Source organism: Streptomyces sp. HB132, assembly GCF_016909575.1.
Lineage (GTDB): Bacteria > Actinomycetota > Actinomycetes > Streptomycetales > Streptomycetaceae > Streptomyces.
The window spans coordinates 37,377-58,096 of sequence record NZ_JAFBGA010000008.1 but is presented as its reverse complement, the minus strand read 5'-3'; the positions used below and the strand labels follow the sequence as shown (position 1 = coordinate 58,096).

At 66.7% G+C, this 20,720-nt stretch carries 10 protein-coding genes; 5 read left to right on the top strand and 5 right to left on the bottom strand.

What is annotated here, in order from left to right:
• The first annotated feature begins 9 nt into the window (after window positions 1-9).
• Genes JOC24_RS19210 through JOC24_RS19195 form a run of 4 tightly spaced genes read left to right on the top strand, consistent with a single transcriptional unit; the run spans window position 10 to window position 8,030 of the window.
• A complete protein-coding gene (locus tag JOC24_RS19210) occupies window positions 10-978 on the top strand; it encodes a hypothetical protein (protein WP_307792729.1) in 969 nt (322 codons plus the stop codon).
• The gene (locus tag JOC24_RS19205; protein ID WP_205021573.1) at window positions 975-3,068 is read left to right on the top strand and encodes a vWA-MoxR associated conflict system protein; all 2,094 of its coding nucleotides are present in this window, start codon (window positions 975-977) and stop codon (window positions 3,066-3,068) included. Before JOC24_RS19210 ends, JOC24_RS19205 begins: the two co-directional genes overlap by 4 nt.
• The gene (locus JOC24_RS19200; RefSeq protein ID WP_205021572.1) at window positions 3,065-4,075 is read left to right on the top strand and encodes an AAA family ATPase; all 1,011 of its coding nucleotides are present in this window, start codon (window positions 3,065-3,067) and stop codon (window positions 4,073-4,075) included. Before JOC24_RS19205 ends, JOC24_RS19200 begins: the two co-directional genes overlap by 4 nt.
• Window positions 4,068-8,030, top strand: coding sequence for a DUF3427 domain-containing protein (locus tag JOC24_RS19195; protein WP_307792728.1), 3,963 nt, complete (start codon window positions 4,068-4,070; stop codon window positions 8,028-8,030). Before JOC24_RS19200 ends, JOC24_RS19195 begins: the two co-directional genes overlap by 8 nt.
• Before the next feature lie 415 nt (window positions 8,031-8,445).
• On the opposite strand, the gene JOC24_RS19190 is transcribed toward JOC24_RS19195, so the two are convergent.
• The 5 genes from JOC24_RS19190 to JOC24_RS19170 all read right to left on the bottom strand — a co-directional run bounded on the left by JOC24_RS19190 (window position 8,446) and on the right by JOC24_RS19170 (window position 18,985).
• A complete protein-coding gene (locus JOC24_RS19190; RefSeq protein WP_205021571.1) occupies window positions 8,446-8,697 on the bottom strand; it encodes a hypothetical protein in 252 nt (83 codons plus the stop codon).
• A gap of 595 nt (window positions 8,698-9,292) precedes the next feature.
• On the bottom strand, window positions 9,293-12,382 hold the full coding sequence (locus tag JOC24_RS19185) for a pPIWI_RE module domain-containing protein (protein ID WP_205021570.1): 3,090 nt from the start codon (window positions 12,380-12,382) through the stop codon (window positions 9,293-9,295).
• Window positions 12,383-12,415: 33 nt separating this feature from the next.
• Window positions 12,416-16,084 carry a pPIWI_RE_Z domain-containing protein gene (locus tag JOC24_RS19180; protein WP_205021569.1) on the bottom strand — a complete coding sequence of 1,223 codons (3,669 nt, stop codon included), beginning with the start codon at window positions 16,082-16,084 and terminating at the stop codon, window positions 12,416-12,418.
• Window positions 16,077-17,267, bottom strand: a complete 1,191-nt coding sequence (locus JOC24_RS19175) for a pPIWI_RE_Y domain-containing protein (RefSeq protein WP_205021568.1) — start codon at window positions 17,265-17,267, stop codon at window positions 16,077-16,079. The genes JOC24_RS19180 and JOC24_RS19175 overlap by 8 nt, the downstream gene beginning before the upstream one ends.
• Window positions 17,264-18,985 carry a PD-(D/E)XK nuclease family protein gene (locus JOC24_RS19170; protein WP_205021567.1) on the bottom strand — a complete coding sequence of 574 codons (1,722 nt, stop codon included), beginning with the start codon at window positions 18,983-18,985 and terminating at the stop codon, window positions 17,264-17,266. The genes JOC24_RS19175 and JOC24_RS19170 overlap by 4 nt, the downstream gene beginning before the upstream one ends.
• Before the next feature lie 239 nt (window positions 18,986-19,224).
• On the opposite strand from JOC24_RS19170, the gene JOC24_RS19165 reads away from it, so the two are divergent.
• Window positions 19,225-20,670, top strand: coding sequence for a serine/threonine-protein kinase (locus tag JOC24_RS19165; RefSeq protein ID WP_205021566.1), 1,446 nt, complete (start codon window positions 19,225-19,227; stop codon window positions 20,668-20,670).
• Window positions 20,671-20,720: the final 50 nt, after the last annotated feature.

Sequence of the window (20,720 nt, the reverse complement as noted above, 5' to 3'; positions counted from 1 at the left end):
AGGCTTCTGGTGAGGACGGCGAATCCGCAGCTCGTGTTCGTTCATGGGATCGGCAGCCTCCGCAGCGCGGAGGCTGAACGACAACAATGGCTCAGAGCGTTGGCCGCCGGTGTGCGCGCCGCCGGGCAGGCGGAGTTGGTCTCGGCACTCACCCAAGGCTGGCTGGCGGATGTGCGTTTCGCCGACTACAGCGATCTGTTCACCCTCCGGGGAGCCCAGGGAGGTGTATTGGGCGGAGAGTTGGATCTGTCCGAGGAGCAGGTGCTCTCCGGCTTGTTGGAGGCGATGGTGAATGAGCTCGCCGAGCAGTATCCACCGGATACCGCTACGCGCGACGCCAGGGTCATCGAACAGGCCCGGCACCATGTCGATGCGCTCTCATCCGGCAGCCGTGCTCAGGGCGTGGGCGAGTTCGCGCGGCGCCTGGTCTGGGTGACCACGACACTGCTCCAGTTGCCCGGTCTTCGCCAAGGTGCGCAATGGGTGAATGGACAGGCATTCGCGCTGCATCTCTCCCAAGTCGCACGCTACTTGAACCGAAGCGGTGAAAGGGCCGCTCTGGGCTCGGCCATCCGCTCCCGGGTGCTGAAGGGACTGGATCCCGCTCGTCCACTCGTCGTGGTCTCACACTCCTTGGGCACCGTTGTCGCCTACGAAGCCCTGCACGAGTACGGGGGCCCGGTCGAACTGTGGGTGACGCTCGGGTCCCCTCTCGCGCTCGGCGGCGTGGTCCTGCAGCGTTTGGTGCCGCAGCCGCCGTCCTGCCCGGAAGAGGTGGGGGCGTGGCACAACTTCTGGGACCGAAACGACGTCGTGGTCGGACGTCCACGGCTGGCGGACTGGATCGCGCCGAGCAGCAGAGGGGTGAAGGCGCACTCTGCGCCCGTGAAGTCCGGTGGGGTGTGGACCCATACAGCTACCAAGTACCTTGAACACGCGGAGGTGGCCGGGCCGATCGTGGAGGCTCTTCTGCCGTGACGGAGCTCGTCACATCAGCGGTCTCCCGCCATGTGCTGGTGATCGGCGCCCAGTGCAGGGGCGCGGAAGAACTGCCGGGTCTGGAAGGCGCGGCGCGCCGTCTCCACAGGGCGCTGGTGGACCCGGATCTCGGTGCCTGTCTGGACCGTGGTGAGGGCGAAACAGGGTCATTGCTCGTGGGCACCGCCCTGGGCAAACCGGTTGTCGAAAATGCGCTCGCCGCTGCAGTCGGCCGGGCGAAGGAGGACGGTGGCCCGCTCGTCTTGGCCATGCTGGGCCATGGAATCGGTGGCTGCGGTGGCCTGCTGTACTTCGTCACCTCGGGCAGCACGCAGGACGGAGCGATCCACCAACTGGATGTGGCGTCCGCGATCGGCACGGTGACGAACGAGCCCGGACTCGGTGGTCTGATAGCCATCGTCGACACCTGCCACGCAGCCGCCGCACTTGTGAGTCCGCAGTCCGCGACGGCCGGGCTCCAGCAGGGCAGTGTCAGTGTGTCGGTTCTTTTCGCCGCTTCCGCTCATCTGCCGGCATGGGACATGAACCTGAGTGTCCAGCTTGCCGAGCTGCTGGAGAACGGGGTGGCGAATGCCGGGGAGTTCTTGGCCGTTGACGCCCAGTTAGTCAAGGAACTGCGCAGCCTTATCCATACCCAGGAACCCGGCGCCTTCGTGTTCGACGGCGCCCCCGTGTCCGGTGAATCGCTGTGGCTGGCCCACAACGTCCAGGCCACGCTGCGAGGCTCTGTCGGCTCTCTCGGTGCCTTGGCGTACGAGAGGTTGCGCAAGCTGCTGCGTCCGATGCAAGGCCCGGAAGCCATCAACAGCAGGGGGCAACTCGCGGACTGGCTCGGCGGGCTGGGGCAGGAACATCTTGGCCACCCCGCCGTCCAACGTGCCCTGGAGTTCGAGCGCGATCTGGGCGTCTGCACTTCCGCCGTCGCCGTCCTCGAGGAGACCTTCGGGGGTGCCCTTACCGACGACTTGCTCCGCAAGGCGGCGGCACGCGCCGGATTCCCGCTGGAGATGGTGGTCCGGGTGCCATGCCCCTCCCTGCGTGACCTGGTAGAGCACGCCGTCCTCGACCAATCGGCCGTCGCCCCCGCAGGACAGCGCCGGACGCTGGTGCATTTCGTCGCCGCCCTTGCTCACGTGATGAGTCCAGAGGATGTTCTTCCGCGGCAACTGATCTCCTGGGCAGGCACATCGGGTGCCACCTCCGCTCTAAACAGCCGGCTGAAGGAACTGACCGGGGCGACACCCCGCCTGGTCCTGGTGGTCGCCGACGACGGCGGTGAGGACGTCGTCCGTGTGGAGGCATCGCTTCTCTTCGGCTCGGCCTTGGTGCACACTGCAGAATTCCCATGCAAGCCCGGGCCGGGCGCCCTGGTGTCCGCGCTGGATGAGGCCCGCGGGTGGGCGCTGTCCTGGCTGGGGGCAGCGGGCGAGCGGCTGGTGCCGGTCGATGTGTCGGTCCCGACCCTTCTGCTTCTGGATTCCCCGCCGGAAGAGTGGCGAGTAGTCCGCGGCAGACGGATGCTGGGCGTCGACTACGACGTCACGACCCGCTGGTCGGGTCTGTTGACGCCCCCGCCCGGTGTCAGCCTCGATGACATGCTGCACACCGGAAGCCAGTTGCTGTCCTCCTTGCAGACCAAGGCTCAGGCCGGTCCGTCATGGCTCGACTCCGATGATCTCAGCAGCGTTGAGACGCTGCAGGAGTTACTCGGCCGTCGGCGTTTGGGCGGCTGCGTATGGGGAGTGAGCACCCTGCCGGAGAAGGACTTCGACCTCATGCTGGAGGAACTCCTCATCCACACACCGGCTTTGATATGGCCTCGGCGCAGGAGCGTCCCCGACACCCGGGCGCTCCAAGATGCGGTCGCGGAGCACTGGCATTCGCTGCCGGAAAAACTCGTCCGCGCTTTCCAGGAGCGGCTGGAGAACAGCCTTGGCGAGGGCGTTCCCGGTCATCTGGCTGATATCCGTACGACATGGCACGACGCGCACTGGCAGGACTTCTGCCAGCGACGCGCCGGCCGGGCGGTCGTCGCCCCACAAGACGTGACGCCGAAGGAGCAAGCATGAACTGGACGCCGTACTACACGGGCACGGGGAGCATCCCCGAGCAGCCTCAGAGGCTGCCTCCTCCGCCTCCGTGGCGCGCGCCGACGGGCAGGGCCGGCACGGCAGACGCAACGCAGTCACTTTCCCTGGCGAGCACCTACCGGGCGGACCCCGGACTGGTCGACGCGGTCAACGCCGCGCTCCATCTGCGTCGGCCCCTGCTGCTGACCGGGCCGGCCGGCTCCGGGAAGTCCTCCGTCATCGAGCAGATCGCCGCCGAACTCGGGCTCGGGAGTGTGCTGCGCTGGCACATCACCTCCCGCAGCACCCTCGCCGACGCGCTCTACCGCTACGACGCCCTGGGCCGCATCCACGCCTACAACCTCCGAGCCATCGGCCGTCCCGCCGCTTCCAGGAACGGGCGGGTTGCGCGTCGCGCCACCCGTGCCGCGAGCGACGACATCGGGGACTTCGTCCAACTCGGCCCTCTCGGTACTGCCTTGCTGCCCGGCGGCCTCCCCCGTGCCCTGCTGATCGACGAGATCGACAAGAGCGATCTCGACCTGCCGAGCGACCTCCTCGACGTTCTGGAACGCGGCCGCTTCGAGATTCCCGAACTTGCCCGACACTCAAGGAGGCGAGTCACCGTCCGCAGCGCCGATCCGGGCGCCCTGGACGACATCGACAACGGTCTGGTGGAATGCGAGGAGTTTCCGGTCATCGTCCTCACCAGCAACGGCGAACGCGACTTCCCCGCCCCGTTTCTGCGGCGCTGCGTGCGGTTCGACATGCCCGCACTCACGGTTTCGACCCTCACCAGCATCGTCGAGGCCCACTTGGAGAAGGTAGAGGAAGACACCACCGATACCCTGGTGAACGCTTTTGTGGACCGTCTGAACCGCGGTGAGAACCTCGCCGTCGACCAGTTGCTGAGCGCCGTCCATCTCCTGCGCGGCAACCGCATCCAGGACGATGAGCAGCGGACGCGCCTGCAGGAGCTGCTGCTCCAAGGACTCGGGCGTGGGTGAGAACCGGTCCGCACGGCTGCTGGCCGCCCTGGCCCACGCCGACCTGGGCGACCTCAGCGGCAGCGCGGAGGGCGACATCCGGGAGACCCTCGACGCTCTTCTTCTCGCCGCCGCCAGATCCGGCACCAGCCGGACCGTTGACATCGCCACCGATCCCCTTCCGGCCGCCGAAGAGCCACCACCCCTGCAGCCCGAAGAGGGAACCGACGACTCCTGCGACGATCCGTCGGCCCCTAATTCCGGTTCGGACGCAAACTCTCCGGGGACGGCCTCGGTCTGGCTGAAGGACGACAGCAGCAGCCACTCGATCCCCGGCAGCCCCCTGAGCATCGGCCGCGCCCCGGCCCTACCGAACGCTCTCGACATCGGCCGTGCCCTGCGCCCGCTGCGCCGCTCCCGTCCCTCCCGGGTTCACCGGTGTCTCGACCTGGGCGCCACCGTCGATCACTACACCCGAACCGGTGTCCTCGTCCCCCAGCTCGCGCCTGCCCCGGAGCCCTGGCTGGAGGTCGTCGTGGTCGTGGACCGCGGCACGTCCATGGCGGTCTGGGACGAGACCTCACTCGCACTCACCAAGGTGCTGCGCACCCTGTCCGCCTTCCGCAGCGTTCATGTATGGCATCTGGAACATCCACCGGAGGTCACGCCACTGCTCCGCGACCACCGCGGCGGGTCCCTCCCCGTGGAGCCGTCTGACCCCCGCCACAAGCAGCCCGCCCACCGCCTCCTTCTCGTCGTTTCCGACTGCGCGGCTCCCGCCTGGCGCCAAAACGACCTGTGGCAGACGCTCCATACATGGGGCCGAACGGCTGCCGTGGCCTTGATCAACCCGCTTCCGAAACGCCTCTGGCAGCGCTCCGGCCTCGACCTGCCCCGGACAACCGCAACCGCCTCCGTCCCGGCATCCCCGGGACGGCTCCTCGCCTACCGTCGTCCCCGTTTCTTCCGCGACGGCGCCCCGGGGACGCGTCCCTGGCAGGCGTTGCCCGTGCTGCAAATGGATGCCCACCAGATCCTCGCCTGGGCACGCGCCGTGATGCGTACCGACCCAGGCGGCTGCGAGGCTGTCCTTGTCCCGGCTTCAGGACGGATACCCTCCCGAAACCGCACTTCGCGGCCGAGTGCCGACTCACCCGGTGCACCGGCGAACGACACGCAGGTCACAGCCGCGGCAGTGGCCTTCACAGACAACCTGCGCTCCCCCGCCGTGCGGCTGGCGATCGCCGCCTCGTCACTCAACGTGTTCACCCTCCCCGTTCTCGACGTGATCCGTGAGCGCATCGTCCCCGAAGCCGCCGTGGCCGACACCGCGGAGTTCCTCACCGCCGGATTGCTCACGGCGACCCGGCACGAGAACGCAGACATCGTGTACCGGTTCCACCCGGACGCGGCGCATCATCTGCGCGGGCTACTGAGCCGCGACCAGGTATGGGACACCCACTTCGCGCTCACCGACCATCTCGAAGCCCATCCTCAGGCTCCGCACGGAATCGTCGCCGCGCTGTACTCGCCCACCAGCCAGGAGAACGTGCCCACCGGGCTTCGGCCTGTCGCCCAAGCGGCTGCGGAAACGGCCCATCTCCTTGGCGTCGCATCCGCCGAGCCTCGCTCCGGCTTCGAGGGGCAGCACCATCCTGCGATTGAGTACATGAAAGACGACAGGCAGCAAGCTCTTGACCAGCCGCCCCTGCCAGACGATCGTCCAGAGCCGGTACAGGACGTGACAGCCGCCCTGGACAGCATCCCAGCTGCCGGAGCCTTCATGTTGAGGCACGGGCAACGCGACATGCTTGACCGTCTGAACGCCGAGCGAGAGATCCACGACCGGCACCGCAACCTCCTCGTCGCGGCTCCTGGCACCGGCAAGACGCTCATGGCCGCCTTCGACTACAAGCAGCTGTGCGAGCAGCACCAGCGGGACCTGCGTCTTCTCTTCGTCGCAGGCTCCGTGGAAGCAGTGCACCAGGCGCACCAGACCTATCAAGACGTCCTCATGACCCCGCAGTTCGGAGACTCCTTGTATGGCGGGGGGATCCCCGAGCGTTGGAATCACGTGTTCGCTACGTGGCAGTCCCTCGGGCGAGTCGTGGACGAGCTGCCAATCGATCAGTTCGATGTGATCGTCATCGACGAGTTCCACGGAGCAGGAACGCCGACGTTCGCCAACATCCTGGAGCGCTTCGCGCCGGTGGAGTTGCTCGGCCTTTCGTCGGCTCCCGAGCGGACGGACGGCCCGAGCATCCACGAGGCGTTCTTCGACGGTCGTATCGCTGCAGAGATGCGTCTGTGGGACGCTCTGGACAGTGACGTCTTGTGCCCCTTCCATTACTTCGGCATTGCGGACAACACCGACCTTCAACCACTGGGCTGGCAGCAGGGAGCGTACGACGGGGCGTCGCTGAACGCTGCGCTGACCGGCGACGACGCACGAGCGCGGCTGGTCGTCAGCGCCATCCGGGACAAGATCCCCGATGTGAAGGCCATGCGAGCGGTGGGGTTCTGTGTGTCCGTGGCACACGCCGAATTCATGGCTCAGTTCTTCCGTGCCGCCGGCTTCCGCGCCGTCGCTCTCACGGCGGCAGCCCCCGCAGCAGAGCGCATGAGGGCACTTTCCTCCCTCAGGAACGGCGACTTGCAGGTCATCTTCTGCGTCGAGATGCTCAGTCACGATCCCAGCATCCCCGAGGTGGACACACTGCTCCTGCTGCGCCCGACGTCGAGCGCCCTGCGATTCCTGCAACAGCTGGGTGTGGGCCTTACCCGCTCCCCGGGCAAGCGCGTACTGACCGTGCTCGACTTCATCGGTCACCACCGTGCAGAGTTTCGCCTCGACAACCAGTTCCGAGCCATGACGAATCTGACCGGCAGACGGTTGCTCGACCATGTCGAGCACGACTTCCCCCGACTTCCCGCCGGCTCCATGATCGCCCTTGACGAGAAGGCCAAGATCCTCGTCATCGACAGCATCAGGGAGCAAATGCGGCGCAGCGTCACTGACGCGGCCCGCGCGGCCGCCGAGTACGGGCAGCTGGGCCTGAGTCGCTACCTGCAAGAGAGCGGACGGGAACTCGATGACCTGTACCGCGGCAACGGCACATGGACCCGGGCCCTACGCCGTGCCGGTGTACTCGAAGGCGAGACTCCCGAAGGAGAGGCAGCTCTGCTCAAGCGTGTACGTTCCTTTCTCCATGTGGACGACCCGGAGCGCGTGCAGGCGTACACCCGGATGCTGGAGGACGACGCTCCCCTCTACAACGATCTTGACGAGTGGGGCCAGGCGTACGCTCGCATGCTCTTCTTCCAGCTATGGCCCCACGGAGGCGCTGAGCACGCGGAGTTCAGCAGCTACGAAGAGGGATTCACGACTTTGCACCAACAGCAAGCGGTACGGAGCGAGCTGCGTCAGGTACTGGCACACAACCTGGAAAACGCCGAGCGCGTCCCGATCCCTCTGATCGGAATCGGCGACGGGCACAGTGTCCCCCTCACTATCCATTCTTCATACACCCGTGAGGAGATGTTGTCGGCGCTCGGACTGGCCCAGGTCGGTGGCTACGCCCCGGCCAGCTTCGCTCAAGGCGTTGTGTGGTGCGACTCCGTGAAGACTGACGCACTGTTCATCACGTTGGAGAAGGACGACGAACCAGTCTCCTCACCCCGGAACCGCCTGCACGACTACGCATTGAGCAAGACGCTGTTCCGTTGGGAGTCCCAGAGCACGACTTCCGAGACCTCACCCACAGGGCTCCGGTACCGGAACCACGTCGAGATGGGTACCAGCGTGCTTCTCTTCATGCGCCAGTACAGGAGCAGCGACATCGGGAGCGCTCAACCCTGGCTCTTTCTCGGGCCTGCCGAGTACGTCGGGCACACAGGCAGCAGGCCGATGGCCATCCGGTGGAATCTGAGGCACGAACTCCCCGCGGACGCCTGGTCCTACGCTGGCATTTCTTGATCTGTAACGCAGCCCCGCAATACGCAATAGCCCTATTCCTTCTGCCGCTCTCGCAGCGTTGCGCCAGGATTCACACACCGACCTTCCGGCGCATCTACCCTTCCTCATCGCCAACCTGGAGTCGGCGCCGAAGCCTCTCCTTCTCAAGCTGTTCCAGGCAACGAAGCTAGTTATTCGCCTGCCAACCTCCGGCGATGCCTACTCTCTGCCGCTTTCTCTTCCGACCAATAACAGGATTTCGGTCCCCTCGCGACGCTCTGACTGACCTGTTCGATGGCGGGTCTCCCAGTAGCGGTGGGATGCGGTCGCCGGCGGGACCGTCGCAAGCGCGCCGCGAAGTATCGATGATGTTCGACCTGCACGCGGTTGACCGCGTTCCGCAGTGAGCGTTGCTGCCCCCGAGAGGGATCGGGAGTCAGCTCTCGTCGACGTGCAGCAGCTCCGGAAGCGCGAAGCGATCCGGGGCATCGGCGGAGTCGTGGTCGAGGCGGACGCTGCCCGTCGAGGTGGTGAGGGTGAGGGAGCCGACGTGGCGGGCCCCGAACCACCACTCCTCAACGATCCGCGCGAGCCCGTCACGGGCTGACCGGCCGGGTGGCATCGGTGAGCAGGTCGCGGTCCACGCGGCGCGGGCCGCAGCGAACATCGAGGCGGTGCTCCCTGCCATGCGGTGCTTCCCGGGCGACGGCGACCATCGCCGGCTCCCGCAACTCCACGGCGTGTGTGCGCGGTCCAGAGTGAAATGGACCCCGGAGTCGCCTTGCGGAGCCAGCCGAAAGCCTCGCACCGGTACGTGCGGGAATCGATCGCGCTGGCGTACCGACACCCTCGGTTCACCGGGCTCCGGGGCTGTGTAGGTAAGCAGGGCCGAAGGATGCGCGGCGGCCATCAACGGCATCACGCGCTCCTCAATGTGACGGCTCGGCTCAGGCTGCCGGATCAGGTCCCCGTACAGCAGGCCCAGCCCTTCGCTGGTCAAAGGGAGTGCCCAGTGTTCGAGGGCTTCACGCCACGCCGGTTCGTGTGAGCCGCGACGGCCTCTGCGGCGCGCGACCCAGGTCGACAGCGCGGGCAGAGGTTCGGTCCACGCTGACGGGGCTCACGCTGGTGCCCGGCCGTGCGCACTCAGCGAGTGATTGCCGCGGCGGAGCCGCCCTTTCTCATATTGATCAGGTGGCGAGTTTGAGGGTGACTACGGCACGGATGGCGGCGGTGATCCCGGTGGACCGGCAGCGGAGCTTTCCTACGAGCTGGTGCGTGATTCAGGAGAAGAGGGCGAGCTGCTCCTCCTCCGGAGCTTGCGCGAGGCCAGGCTCCTCCGCGTACTCCGGGTCCACATCTACCGGTTCGATGTTTACGGCCTCCGCGATCACGCCCAGCACCTCCGCCACTCGCTGATCATCGACACCGCCCTTTGTCTCGGCAGGGAAGGGTTCCTCAGCCTCTCCCTCGGTGACCGTCGGCAGTACGTAGTGCTGGGCGAGGCTCGCCAGATGCAGGGGCAACGGAAGCGATAGTGCGTCCAGATAGTCGGGGGCTTGGCGAAGTTGGTGCACCGCGAGGGCAAGGGCTTCGGGCGAATCGCCGGCGTCCTCGTGGCAGCCCAGGACCGCAATTTCCACCAGCCCAGGGTTCCAGGCGGGGATGTGCGTGTCGATAGTGGGTTTGCCTCTGTTGGGTCCCTGTCGCAGAGGGCGGGGGGCGATCTTGTCAGCCTCGACGGCGGAGTCCCGGAAGGTGCCGGCCTTCGGAGTGGTGCTGTAGAAGATCCGCCCTGAGGACCGAGGCGCGTCCTCGTCCTCCACCCAGAGGCCCTGGGGCAGGCCGTTGACCTCGCCGGGAGCGGCGTTACCCCACCACTGTGGGGTCTCCCTGCCTGCAGCGGTACGTACGCGAATCAACCGGAGATCGGGGTCCAGACCCGCTGGCTGGGCGTGCCCGGTCTTGATCAGGTCCTGTTCGGTTCGGCCGTCCTGGAGCCAGGGCCAGTGCAACCTGCTGTTCTGAGAATGGGTCAACAGCACGGTGGGACGACCGCGGAGTGAGCGGACCATCTTCTGGAGGTAGCGGGCGGTGGTCCTGCGCTGCTCGTCCATGTCCTGCTGCCAGACACTGTACGAACGCTGGGGGGGTACAGCAGCTACCGCTTCAGTGTTTCTGACGGTCCCGGGCTCAGCCCCTGCGTGTTCACTAACCTCCGGAATTTCGGCAGTCCTGACCAGGCCGAGCAGGAAGTGGGAGTAGGGGATCCAGCGTCCCTTCTGCTCGTCCCAGCCGGTGACTGCCGCCAGACCGCTGCCTGGTGCGAGCGGTGTGACCATGACGGCCACAGGGGTGTGGCGAGGAAGGCGCGTGGGACCGTCCTTTCGTCGCTTGACCATGTACGTGGCGACGTAGCGCAGGTTCTCGGGGAGGGCCTCGCCGAGCGTGTGCTCGGGCAGGACGCGGACGCCGAACTGACGCAGGGCGTCCTCCCATCCCGATCGGACCCGGTGCATGAGGTTCTTCTCGGTGTTGTGCCCCTTGGTCTTCTTTGGGACCAGCGCGAACTGCGTAAGAACGCCGGCGTCCGCGCAGCCCAGCCGAAGCGCGTACTTGGGGTCGTCCAGCGGGTGCGCGAAGTCCTGCCGGCGGTCAATCTCCACGAGTGCGAAACCGGGGTGGAGCAGGTCGGCTCCGTCGGCTGCCAGAAATGCCCCGGCCGCCTTGCGCCGGGTGCTGATGCCAGCCTCCAGTGCTTTGCCTCTCGGCCGCGCTTTGGCGTCGATGCCCAGGGTGTCGGTGATTCCGCCGGTGGCGCGTAGGCAGCGCAGGCGGAGGATGAGTTCGGATGACTTCCACTCGAGGATGACTGCGCTTCCGGGTGCGGCCCGCTCGTACTCTTCCTCGGCGCCGGCGGCTGCAGGACGTCCGCCGTCGCCGTCCAGCCCGAGGACATCAGTGAGGGCCTCGATAGCCGCCTCCCGGAAAGAAGGGCTCTGCCACACCAGCCGTGCTTCGACCAGGCCAGCGTCTCCCGTCCGCTCGAACGCCTCGGCGGGCTCTTGTCCCTTGTTGATCCTGGCAGCCACCGCAAGGGCGGTCCGGCGGGCACGGGCTTCGCGTTCCGCTTCGGCGTCCTTCTCCGCCGCTTTCGGCTTGGGCCGGACGTTCGCAGGAGCACTGCTGCCGACGCTGGCCCGGCTGAGGGCAGGAACCCGACGCATCTGCTCGGGCAACGCCTGTTCGGCCCATTCAACGATCTGTGAACGCTGGTGTGACATCAGGCCGGTACCGACGCCGTGCGCGCCCAAATGGGTGCTGTGAACGACCGAGGCACGGGTGCCCTCTCCGTCGCCGATCCATTCCTCGGGTTCGGTAAGCAGTCTGACCGGGTCGGGGAAGGGGCGGTTGAGCGCCAGCCTGCCGAGAATCTGAGCTGGTCCGTTGTTCTTCCAGGCGTAGCCCTGGCTGGTGCGGTCCCAGGTCAGACGTGCCACCGCGTAACGGTCGCTGGTGGGCGTTCCTGACAGCCAGGGGATGCCCGGCAGCAGATAGACGGATGTGTCGCGCCCGGATGGCAGCCGCAGCCGCTGTTTCTTTGGGTCGAGGCGAGTTGCCCAGCGGCGTACTCCGGTGTGCAGGTGGAGCCGGGGCCGGGGGTCGAAGGGGACAGTGTGCAGCGAAATGTTGATCACGATGGAGAACCACCATTTCCGCCCCTTGACTACGTGTGAGAGAGGCTGGGAGAGGAGCTCTGCTCCCTGTTGGCGCGGGCCACGCGGTACGGCCCGGAAGTGCAGACTTCCGGCGCTGTGTTCGTAGGGGCCGAGGGCGAGGATGCGCCGGGCCAGGGCGTCGGTCGCGAGTTGGTACTGCCGGTCACGTGGGGCGGCGGTTCCGCCACCTTCGGTTGTGGGGCAGCCTAGGAGGTCGACAGTGACGTCCTGCCATCGCGGCGGGCTTGAGCGCAGCGCTGTGTATGCGTTCAGGACGGCGCGGTGGTGCTCGGGTTCGGGGCGCAGGTCCTGGAGCCAGGCGCCGTTGAGCCGGTCCAGTGTGTCGCCGGGGAGCGGGTGTGGGACGTCGTACGGGGCGTAGAGCCAGAAGTCCTCGGCCAGCTGACGCGGGTCGCGAGGGCGGCCTCGCACGATCAAGTCGGGGGCGAGGCTCTGCAGGACTCCGTTGAAGCGGGCGACGGGCGCGGTTCGGTACGGCTCAGCCTTGGGAGCGCGGCCGAGGTTGCAGAGTTCCAGAACACTTTCGTGCCACTGCTCAGGGAAGGGCAACGTGCGGTAACGGGCGGTCCAGGGGGCGGCACCAGGCTTGAGGAGGTAGGCGGCCCTGCTGGTCTCGCGATATTTCGCGGCCATGGTCTTCACAGTCTCCTTGCAGTTCTCGGCGAGTCAGTTTCCGGCGCTCAAGCCGCACAGGGCGTCGTAGAGCGGGTGGTAGAGCGTGCGCACCAGGGCCGGGTCGGCGGGGTCGGGAAACGATTCGGGGGCGGTCTCCGCGTCGAAGTAGGGCGCGAGGACGTCACGGAGTTTGATGAGCAGACCGTCGTCGTTGCGTCGGCGTCCGCTCCGGGTCGCAGCGGTGGGCGGGGCTCCGGCCTCGGCGAGTGCGGGTGCGAAGGCCGCGTCGACGAACACCACTCGTGCGGGCACTCCTCCCCGCACCAAACGGCCGATGACCTGCCAGATGGTGACGAGCTGGTCCCAGGCGAAAGATGTCTTCTCCACGTCGCTGAGCCGGGAGTAGATGTACCGCCGGGATAGCAGGCGACGCCATTCCTGGCGGGCTGCGAGACGGAAGCCGAGCCCGGCGGCATCCAGCTCTGCCGCGTCGGCCACGAGCTTGCCGAAGGTTCCTGATTCGAGACCCGGCTGGTCGCGGACAAACCTGGTGACCCAGTCGTTGACGGCGAAAACGGCGAGCGAGAGGTCGTCGGGTCGCGGGTGGGGGCGGGCGAGGAAGAGAACCGTGCCGAAGGCGGCCTTGTGGCTCTGATTGAGGATGTTGTGACCGCGCTCGATCGCCATCAGCGGGGCGACCAAGACTTCGGCGTCGTCGTCCTTGGCGAAGGCAGCCAGGTCACCACGGCGTACGGCAGAGGCAACTGTGGTGTCACCCGTGGCTGTGTCGCCGGAGCCTGTGTGATCGAGTTCGGCCTTGTCGGAGGCCAGAACTCGGACTTTTCCGCGCCAGCGCGGCATGCGTTCGAGGAGGTCGGCGGCGATCCTGGCGTCCTGGTAGCTGCCGACCAGGAGCAATGCCCGCCGGCGTTTGCCGTCCTCGATTCGGCGCAGTTCTCTATCAAGGAGCGATGCACTGCCCGGGGCCGACTTCCCGAGCTGGGTGACCATCTGGGCCAGGATCCGTTCACGGGTGTCGAGTTTGGCTCCGGAAAGCGTGAGCGGGGCCCCTTCGCCGTCGTAGAGGAACAGAGTCGTGAAGCGGGTCTGCCGGATGGAGTCGACCGCAGCCTGGTGGGGTTTGAGGATCGCCTTGACCGGGGCCATGACGTGGGCACGGGTCGATGTCCCGGCCCAGCTGGTGCCGGACATGAGCAGCACGTGGGGTCCTAGTCGCCCCGCTGCGGGGTCGGCCCCGAGTTCGGGAAGGTTGAGTAGCAGTTCCCGACCGACGCCGGCGCAGCGGAAGAAGCGGAGGGTGCCGCTGCGCTGTTCGTCACCGTCCGGCCCTCGCTCTGGGTCTTCGGGCAGATACTGGAATCCGAGGACATTCCCCATCGGGGCTTCTGGCACTACTGGTGCGTAATCCAGGGGCGGTCTGCGGGACAGTTCGTTGTCGGCGGTGTCCAGGTGGAGAGCTGCCTCGGCCTGGGGCCACAGAAAGGTGACGCGTTCGAGTCGCTGGTGCAGTGCGGCCAGTACCAGGGTGAATTCGAGGCGCCGCCCCTCACGCTCCAGCCAGGGCTCGCTGCCCCAGGTGTCCACGGGGTCGCGGGAAGGTTTCCCCGGCTCGGGTGCCTCTTGGCGCAGTGAACCGTCCAGCAGGGGCGATCCGGTGAGTAGGTCATCGAGAAGGGAGCGGACGCGTTGGCTGGTCACCGCCTGGTCAAGGTGGTGGAGTAGGTCTCCGGCCCTGCGGATCAGGGTGTCGGTGAGGTCGTTGTGCGGGCCCCGATCACCGATCGGGTCGTCGCGGAAGGCGTCGAGGGCCTCGGTCACGGTGGTGCGGCGGGGGTCCCACGGCTCAGTGCCCGGTGTCCGCGGCATGGATGTGAGGCCCTCGGGCTCGTCGTCGGAGTCGTAGACCTCGGCGTCGGAGGCGATCCCGTCGGGGAGGGAACCATCGGCGCGCGGGCGCGGGTACCACTCGTTGACGAGTTTCTCCTGGAGTGTCCAGGCACTGAAGTACTCGATGTCCGCCCACCGACGGAGGTCGTCGTCGGTGATCAGCCTGCGGTAGAGGCGATTGGCGGCAACGTGCACGAGGTCCAGGGAGGCTGACCAACGTTCGACATCACGCGCCGAGAGCGGCAAGCGGCCCTGCCGGGCGAGCTCGTCGATCTTGTGGATGCCGAGTCGGTCAAGCCAGGATTCCGGACCACGCACGATCAAAGTCGCGGACGGGGCGAAGGCAGTGTCGAGCTGCATCTGCACGCGGTCTGCCTCGTCAACGATGACGATGTCGCTACGCAGGCAAGCGAGTTCGAGGTGTCGCAGACGTTCGGTGTTGAGGTGGTTCGGAACGGCACTCTGCAACAGGCTGGCAGGGTTCGCCACCCAAATCACGGCATCGACCAGATCTCGGTCAGTGGCGTGCCGGGGGCAGACGCTCCACACCGGACAGCCGTGGTCGAACGGGGAAGCCTTCGGCTCCGCCGCGTTCGTCCTTCCTTCCGCGGGCTTCTCGTTCATGTCGTGCCGATACACGGGCATCTGGATGTTCCCGGCGACGGTCCGAGTGGGCTCTTTGACGGGGCTCAGTTCCGTGCATGGGGCGTCGACGTAGCGGAGGGGTTCAGCCGCTTCCAGTCCGCGCTGCGCGTCGAGTACGCACACTGTGCTCAAAATGTCGAAGGCTGGATCGTCGTGCTGAAGCAGAGATGCCTGGCCGCGTGCGGCAAGCCGGCGGTGTAGCCGGGAGGCATGCTGCTCGCGGGTCGTGCCGCCGATGACAGGAGCTGCATTCAGCCCGAGGTCCTGGAACTGGCCGACCAAGGTGAGCTGTTCTGCGACGTCACCGACGACCAGAGTCGTACGCAATCCCTTCCGGGCACCCCAGACGGCGATGAGATTCATCAGGGTGCTCTTCCCTGCACCCACCATGCCGACCAGGTGGAGCAGCCGGTCCAGGGGCAAGACCGTCGTCTTCTCGAAGCGCAGTCCATCGGCAGTCAGGACGTCGAGTTGCAGATCCTCCAAGCGTCGCACCCAATGGGCGGAGGGGAGGCCGCGAGTAGTCTCGGTCTCCTCCATCCAGCGTGCGGTTTCGGCGAGTTCAGCCAGTGGGATGTCCAAGGGCTGGCCCGTGGTCTCGGGGAGCCGGCTCAGGTCGTGTCCGGTCGCTGGCGGAAAGCACAGCTGCTCGGGGATGGTCACGGAGGCTGGCCGGTGCCGCTCGGTGAACCGGGACTGACCTGCTGGGGCAAGCTGCAGCTGGCGCTGGTCGAAGTCTGGAAGCTGGGACAGTGCGCGCTCAAACCTGTCGAAGCGGTCCCCTGCGACTGTCGGCTCGACCCGCCGGGCCGGTCCTCCTCCGGTGGGGAGCCGGTATCCGCGGAGCCTTTCGGGCAGATGAACATACGTATCCAGGCACTGATGCCACATGCGGCGACGGCGCAGCTTCCATAGCAGGTGACGTGCTGCCCCCAGGCGGGCGTTCTGTGCTGGGGTGGACGCGATGCCCGCGGCCGCAGCGAAGGGGTAGCCACCCAGGAGGGTGTAGACACCCCGGGCGTCGCGGGACGGGTCGAGACCCTCCATCAGATAGAGGCCGAGTTCCACCTGGCACAGCAGAGAGGGGCTGACATCTTGATATTCGAGGGGCCAGAGGGGCTCCAGGGCTTTGGCCAGTGGCTGGTACCACTCGCTGCTATTACGCACGGTCGGTTCCGTTCGTCGGTGCGGGGTCCGTCAGGTGGGGGTCGTTTGTCCCACGGAGCCGGGCGGTGGCGAGTGTGACTAGCCGGTCGTCGGTGAGCAGAGGAAGGCCCTCGGCTGAGAGGGGGCGGTTGCGCCGGTACGTGCCGATGTAGTCGCGGTGGGATTCGACTTGTTCGCGGGGGGCCACCCAGCACGATTCGTTGTACGGCGGCTCTGGGCGGACGGGTTTCGCGGACCTGCCGAGCAGGCCGGGATGCTTCCAGTCCTTGACGTCGATGGCCCAGACGTACCCGTCGGGGAAGGTCACGCGCAAGTCGTAGGCGTCGAAGCCGGGCCATAGCTGAACCTCCAGCCCGAGGGCGCTCAGCCGGGCCTCCAGTGCCACCTCGGCACGCCCCGGGCTGGTGACGAACTGCCGCAGTGGCCGCACCAGCTGAAGCAGTCCAGCCGCTTCGGTCCCGCCCAGTGTCCGTCCATGCGGGGGCGCTCCCCTGCGTCGGCACCGGTCCCGCTCGCACCACCACGTTCCGCCGGCTACCGGCGTGAGCATGGTCAAACAGCGACCGCAGGTTACGTAGGTGCCCTCAAATTCGTAGGAGGCCGGAACTGGCGCATAGCACTGGTCCAGGAGCTCCTGTACCGGGGCGAGGAACAGGTCGGTGTCAGTCTCGAATCGTTCTACTCCGGTGAGTACCGGACGCTCGACCAGGAGTCTCCGAAAGGCTACGTAGGACTCGGGCGACGACGCCTTGCGGCAGAGGCGCATCGCCGTGTGGACGACCTCCCGGTCGAATTGCGCGGCGCCTGCGTCCTTGCCTCTGATCCACCACTCGTGGCAAAGCTGTGTGGGAACCAGCGCCTCTGGATCCACCAGGTAGTCGTCCGGCCCGAAGGCATCCGGCGGCAGGTCGAGGGGCCAGTCCTCCAGAGGGCGGGTGTGGCACCAGAAGAGCAGTTCGGGGAGGCTACGGGGTACCTCCTCAGCACCCCTGAGGAGGCAGGCGAGGACGGTCCGGTCGAGCGCGCGCTGGGCTTCGGCCGGGTAGGGCAGTTTGAACGAGGAGAGGGATCCGAGGTCTGCGAGTTGGATGACCGCGCCGGCCAGCGTGCGGACCAGGCGCACGTCGGGGAAATCGAGCCAGTCGCCTCGGTGGGTGGCGTGTGCGTCGGAGGCGGTGGTCATCGGGGTCCCTCCTTTTTCGTGGCTAGATGCTCGATGCCCGGGTGGCACCATTCGAGGGCCTCGCAACTGCTGCAGTATCGGCCTGGATTGGCCGAGTAGTCCTGATCCTCAACCCAGGGTTGGGCGAGCTGCGCGATCACGTCTCTTGCTTCGTCGACGGTCCCTGGGCGCGAGGGGTCCAGCTCCTCAAAGGTCACGTCGTCGGTGTGTAGTAGTTCGAGCTCGACCCTGGAACGCGTCACGTCACCGCCCAGGACTCCTGCGGCCAGCATCACCACGCCTAGCGCCAGCTGGGGGTAGCGCGACAACAGCGACTCCCCCTCGTAGAGGTATCGGCTCGCGGTCTTGGTCTCCCGCCAGATCCAGCCCCCGCGGCGGGTGTGGAGCAGATCGGGGGTGGCTATCAGGATGAGATCGAGTTCAGGGTCGTAGCAGACCGCCTGGTACTGAACACGCACTTCCTCCTCTGCGGCGAGGCCGTCCAACGGACAGTAGAAGGCGTGCTGCTCGAGCATGGCGGCGCCGTCGAGTGCTTCCTTCCCGCTCAGGTGCAGGACGCCCGCGCCCCAAGACGCCGGATCTACAGGACCAGGGAGCACCTGACACGCCTGGTAAGGCGTGATGCCATGCCGTTGATTCAGGATGTCGTCGACCACGCGGCCACGTCGCACTTCTGGACTCTCGGGTTTCGCGGATCGCAGTTTGAGCTGCCGAGTCGCGTGATACTTCGCCGGACAGTCCCGATAGGCGCGCAGATCGGTGACCGAGAGACTGCGCCGAGGGCGCTTGCGCTCAGGAGAGGTGATCCTCAGCAGTTCCGGGGTGCGCGGGAGGGCACTGCAGCCACTTAGCGCCTTGCAGTCGACACAACTGCTTCCGGGATGGGTCCCGGTCCCATCGATGGCCTGGCGCAACGCAGGCCACCCCTCCGCTGTGAAATGCTGCCGGGCCTCATACCTGTTCCAGTCGAGCAGCTCGTTGTGCTTGCCGTCTCCACAGCCGAATTCGATGACCCTGACCTTCTCAGGCAGGGCGGTGCGGAACTGCGGGAGTTCATGGAAGGGGACTGGAATGTGCCGTTTCCGCCATCCTCCACCCGCCGGCCGCCCGCGTGCCGCGACGTAGGCGGCTGCGGCCTTCTCCCCCTTAGGGCGATCTTCCTTGGCTGCGCCGAAGCTGAGCAACCACAGTTCCCTCGTGGAGTCGTCGAGGGCCGCGTAGCGGCGTCCCCAAGCGGTCATCTCGTAGGTGTCCACACCTCGCTCGTCAACCGGCCCAGGATCCTGGCCGAGCACCCACATGTCACGGACCGGGACGCTGAGCGGAAGGTGCGCGGCCTGGCGGGCGCTCTGGTCCGCCACCCGGGCCGCCAGATAACGCCGGACCGCTTCGGCTGACCATGACAGCAGCAAGGGGTGCGCTTCCCGCCGACGGTAGAGCCCGAAAGTTCCCTTCGTTCGCTGAAGTTCTCCGATCACCCACTCCAGGTCGTTGCCCTCGTGTTCAATCAGGTCGAGTGCATCCATGAAAACCTTGAGCGTGAAGTCCTGTAGACGCTCGCCGTGTTCAGGGGGATTGGGATCGGGAACCAACATCGGGCGGGCTTCACTGCCGCGCTTCGTGGGGCAATCTCGGGGGTCAAGCCGCGCCGCACCGAGGTTCGTACGCACCAGTCTGATGTCACCGATCGTCCCGGCGGGGCGAGGCCAGCTGCTCATGCTCTCCTCCAAGCCATACGACAACGACGTCCAGCGGACATCACATAGATAGCCGGGTTTCGACTGCCTCCAGCATGACACAGAAACGTTGTGAACTCAGTCCATGCATGAAACGCGCTCCGTTCGTTTTACACTGACAGCATCCGTTGATCAACGACCTGGCGGAAACCGGAACCCTGCCACCGGCGCGGACCTCTATGCGTGTCGGATGCGGGACGCTTCAAAGGCAAGGGGCGGGCATGAAGAAGGACGAGGTGCTGGGCGGTCGATACAGACTGCTCAGGCACCTGGGCAGCGGCGGCATGGCCGTCGTCTGGCAGGCGGAGGACCTGCAGAACGGGAGCCTGGTAGCCGTCAAGTGCCTGCGCACTAGAAGCGAGCTCCTGGACTCACTCGACGAGGACGAGGCGCACAGCGAGATGCGGCGCATGCGAGGCCGTTTCCGGCGTGAGGGCTCCCTCCTCGGACGGCTGCGCAACAGAAGCATTCCTGAGCTGTACGACCAAGGCGCCCATGCCTCCGAGCCCTACCTCGTGATGCGCTACGTCGCTGGCAAGCCCCTACACCTCTTCCTCGACCAGTACACCCCCACGAACGAGGTCAGCGCGGCCATCGGGGTTCAGATCGCCGAGGCTCTGGCCTGCGCGCACGACCTGCCGGTAGTGCACCGCGACCTCAAGCCGTACAACTTGATCATCGACGAGAACGGCGTGGTCGTCCTTATCGACTTCGGCATCGCCAAGCCGCTCTGGCCTGGCGTCACGGACTACACCCAGCATGGTTCCACCGTAGGAAGCAGGGGGTATGAGGCACCAGAGCAGATCCTGGAGCGCCAGATCACGCCGAAGACCGACTTGTACGCGCTCGGCTGCGTCCTCTATCACTTGCTGACCGGTCATCCGCCCTTCTCCGGGGACGGTCTGAAGCACCAGCACGTGCACGCCGAGCCGATCCCGCCGACCTTCCATGTCGGGCACATCCCAGCGGAGCTAGACGAGCTGGTCCTGAAGTTGCTGGCGAAGGAGCCGGAGGACCGGCCGGAGTGCGCTCGCACGGTCGCGGAAGTCCTGCGGAGGCACGCTCCTCGCCCGGGTGACGCTGCCCCTTCCCCTCGGCTGGAACCGGACCCCACGCGCCCATTGCGACTGCCGGACGAATACGATCTGCCCGCCGAGCCGGTGACAACAGCACCCGTAATCAAGCCGAGCGGCAGGCGCCGCGGTTCTGTGTTCCTCAGTCGCCGAATGTTTCAGGAGGTAGTTGCCGAAGCCGAGGCCGAGATCGAATCCGGTGATCCCGCTAGCGCGGTGGACAAGCTGGTAGAGCTGCTGCCCGCCGCACGGCGGGACTGGGGCATCTTCGATCCGCGGGTCCGGGCGGCCTTGCGCGTAGCCGCGAACGGTATGCGTATCGCGGGGCGCTGCAAGGAAGCGATCGCACTCTACGAGGCGCTGGCCGTGCGAGCTGAGGGCAGCGGGGGTCCGGACGATCTGGCCGACCACCTGGAAGGGACTCTAGGCGCGGCGGAGTGCCGCATCCCTTTCGGTGACCTGCTCCCCGCCGCGGCGGCGCGGGCCGTGGTACTCGGAGAGTTGGCCCGCGTCACAGGCCCTCGTGCCCGAGTGCTGGAAGAGCGGTGCCGCGAGGTTGGCATCGAGCTTGAGGAGTTGGGCTTTGAGGCGTAGGAAGAGTGGTGTTGTGCCAGTGCCCTCCACACCCCCCTCTGCGACACGGG

What these genes read in the sequence shown, in the direction of transcription:
- JOC24_RS19165 (WP_205021566.1), top strand. Translation starts at nt 19,225, where the DNA reads ATGAAGAAGGACGAGGTGCTGGGCGGTCGATACAGACTGCTCAGGCAC.
- JOC24_RS19170 (WP_205021567.1), bottom strand. Translation starts at nt 18,985, where the DNA reads ATGAGCAGCTGGCCTCGCCCCGCCGGGACGATCGGTGACATCAGACTG.
- JOC24_RS19200 (WP_205021572.1), top strand. Translation starts at nt 3,065, where the DNA reads ATGAACTGGACGCCGTACTACACGGGCACGGGGAGCATCCCCGAGCAG.
- JOC24_RS19185 (WP_205021570.1), bottom strand. Translation starts at nt 12,382, where the DNA reads ATGGCCGCGAAATATCGCGAGACCAGCAGGGCCGCCTACCTCCTCAAG.
- JOC24_RS19190 (WP_205021571.1), bottom strand. Translation starts at nt 8,697, where the DNA reads ATGGCAGGGAGCACCGCCTCGATGTTCGCTGCGGCCCGCGCCGCGTGG.
- JOC24_RS19175 (WP_205021568.1), bottom strand. Translation starts at nt 17,267, where the DNA reads ATGACCACCGCCTCCGACGCACACGCCACCCACCGAGGCGACTGGCTC.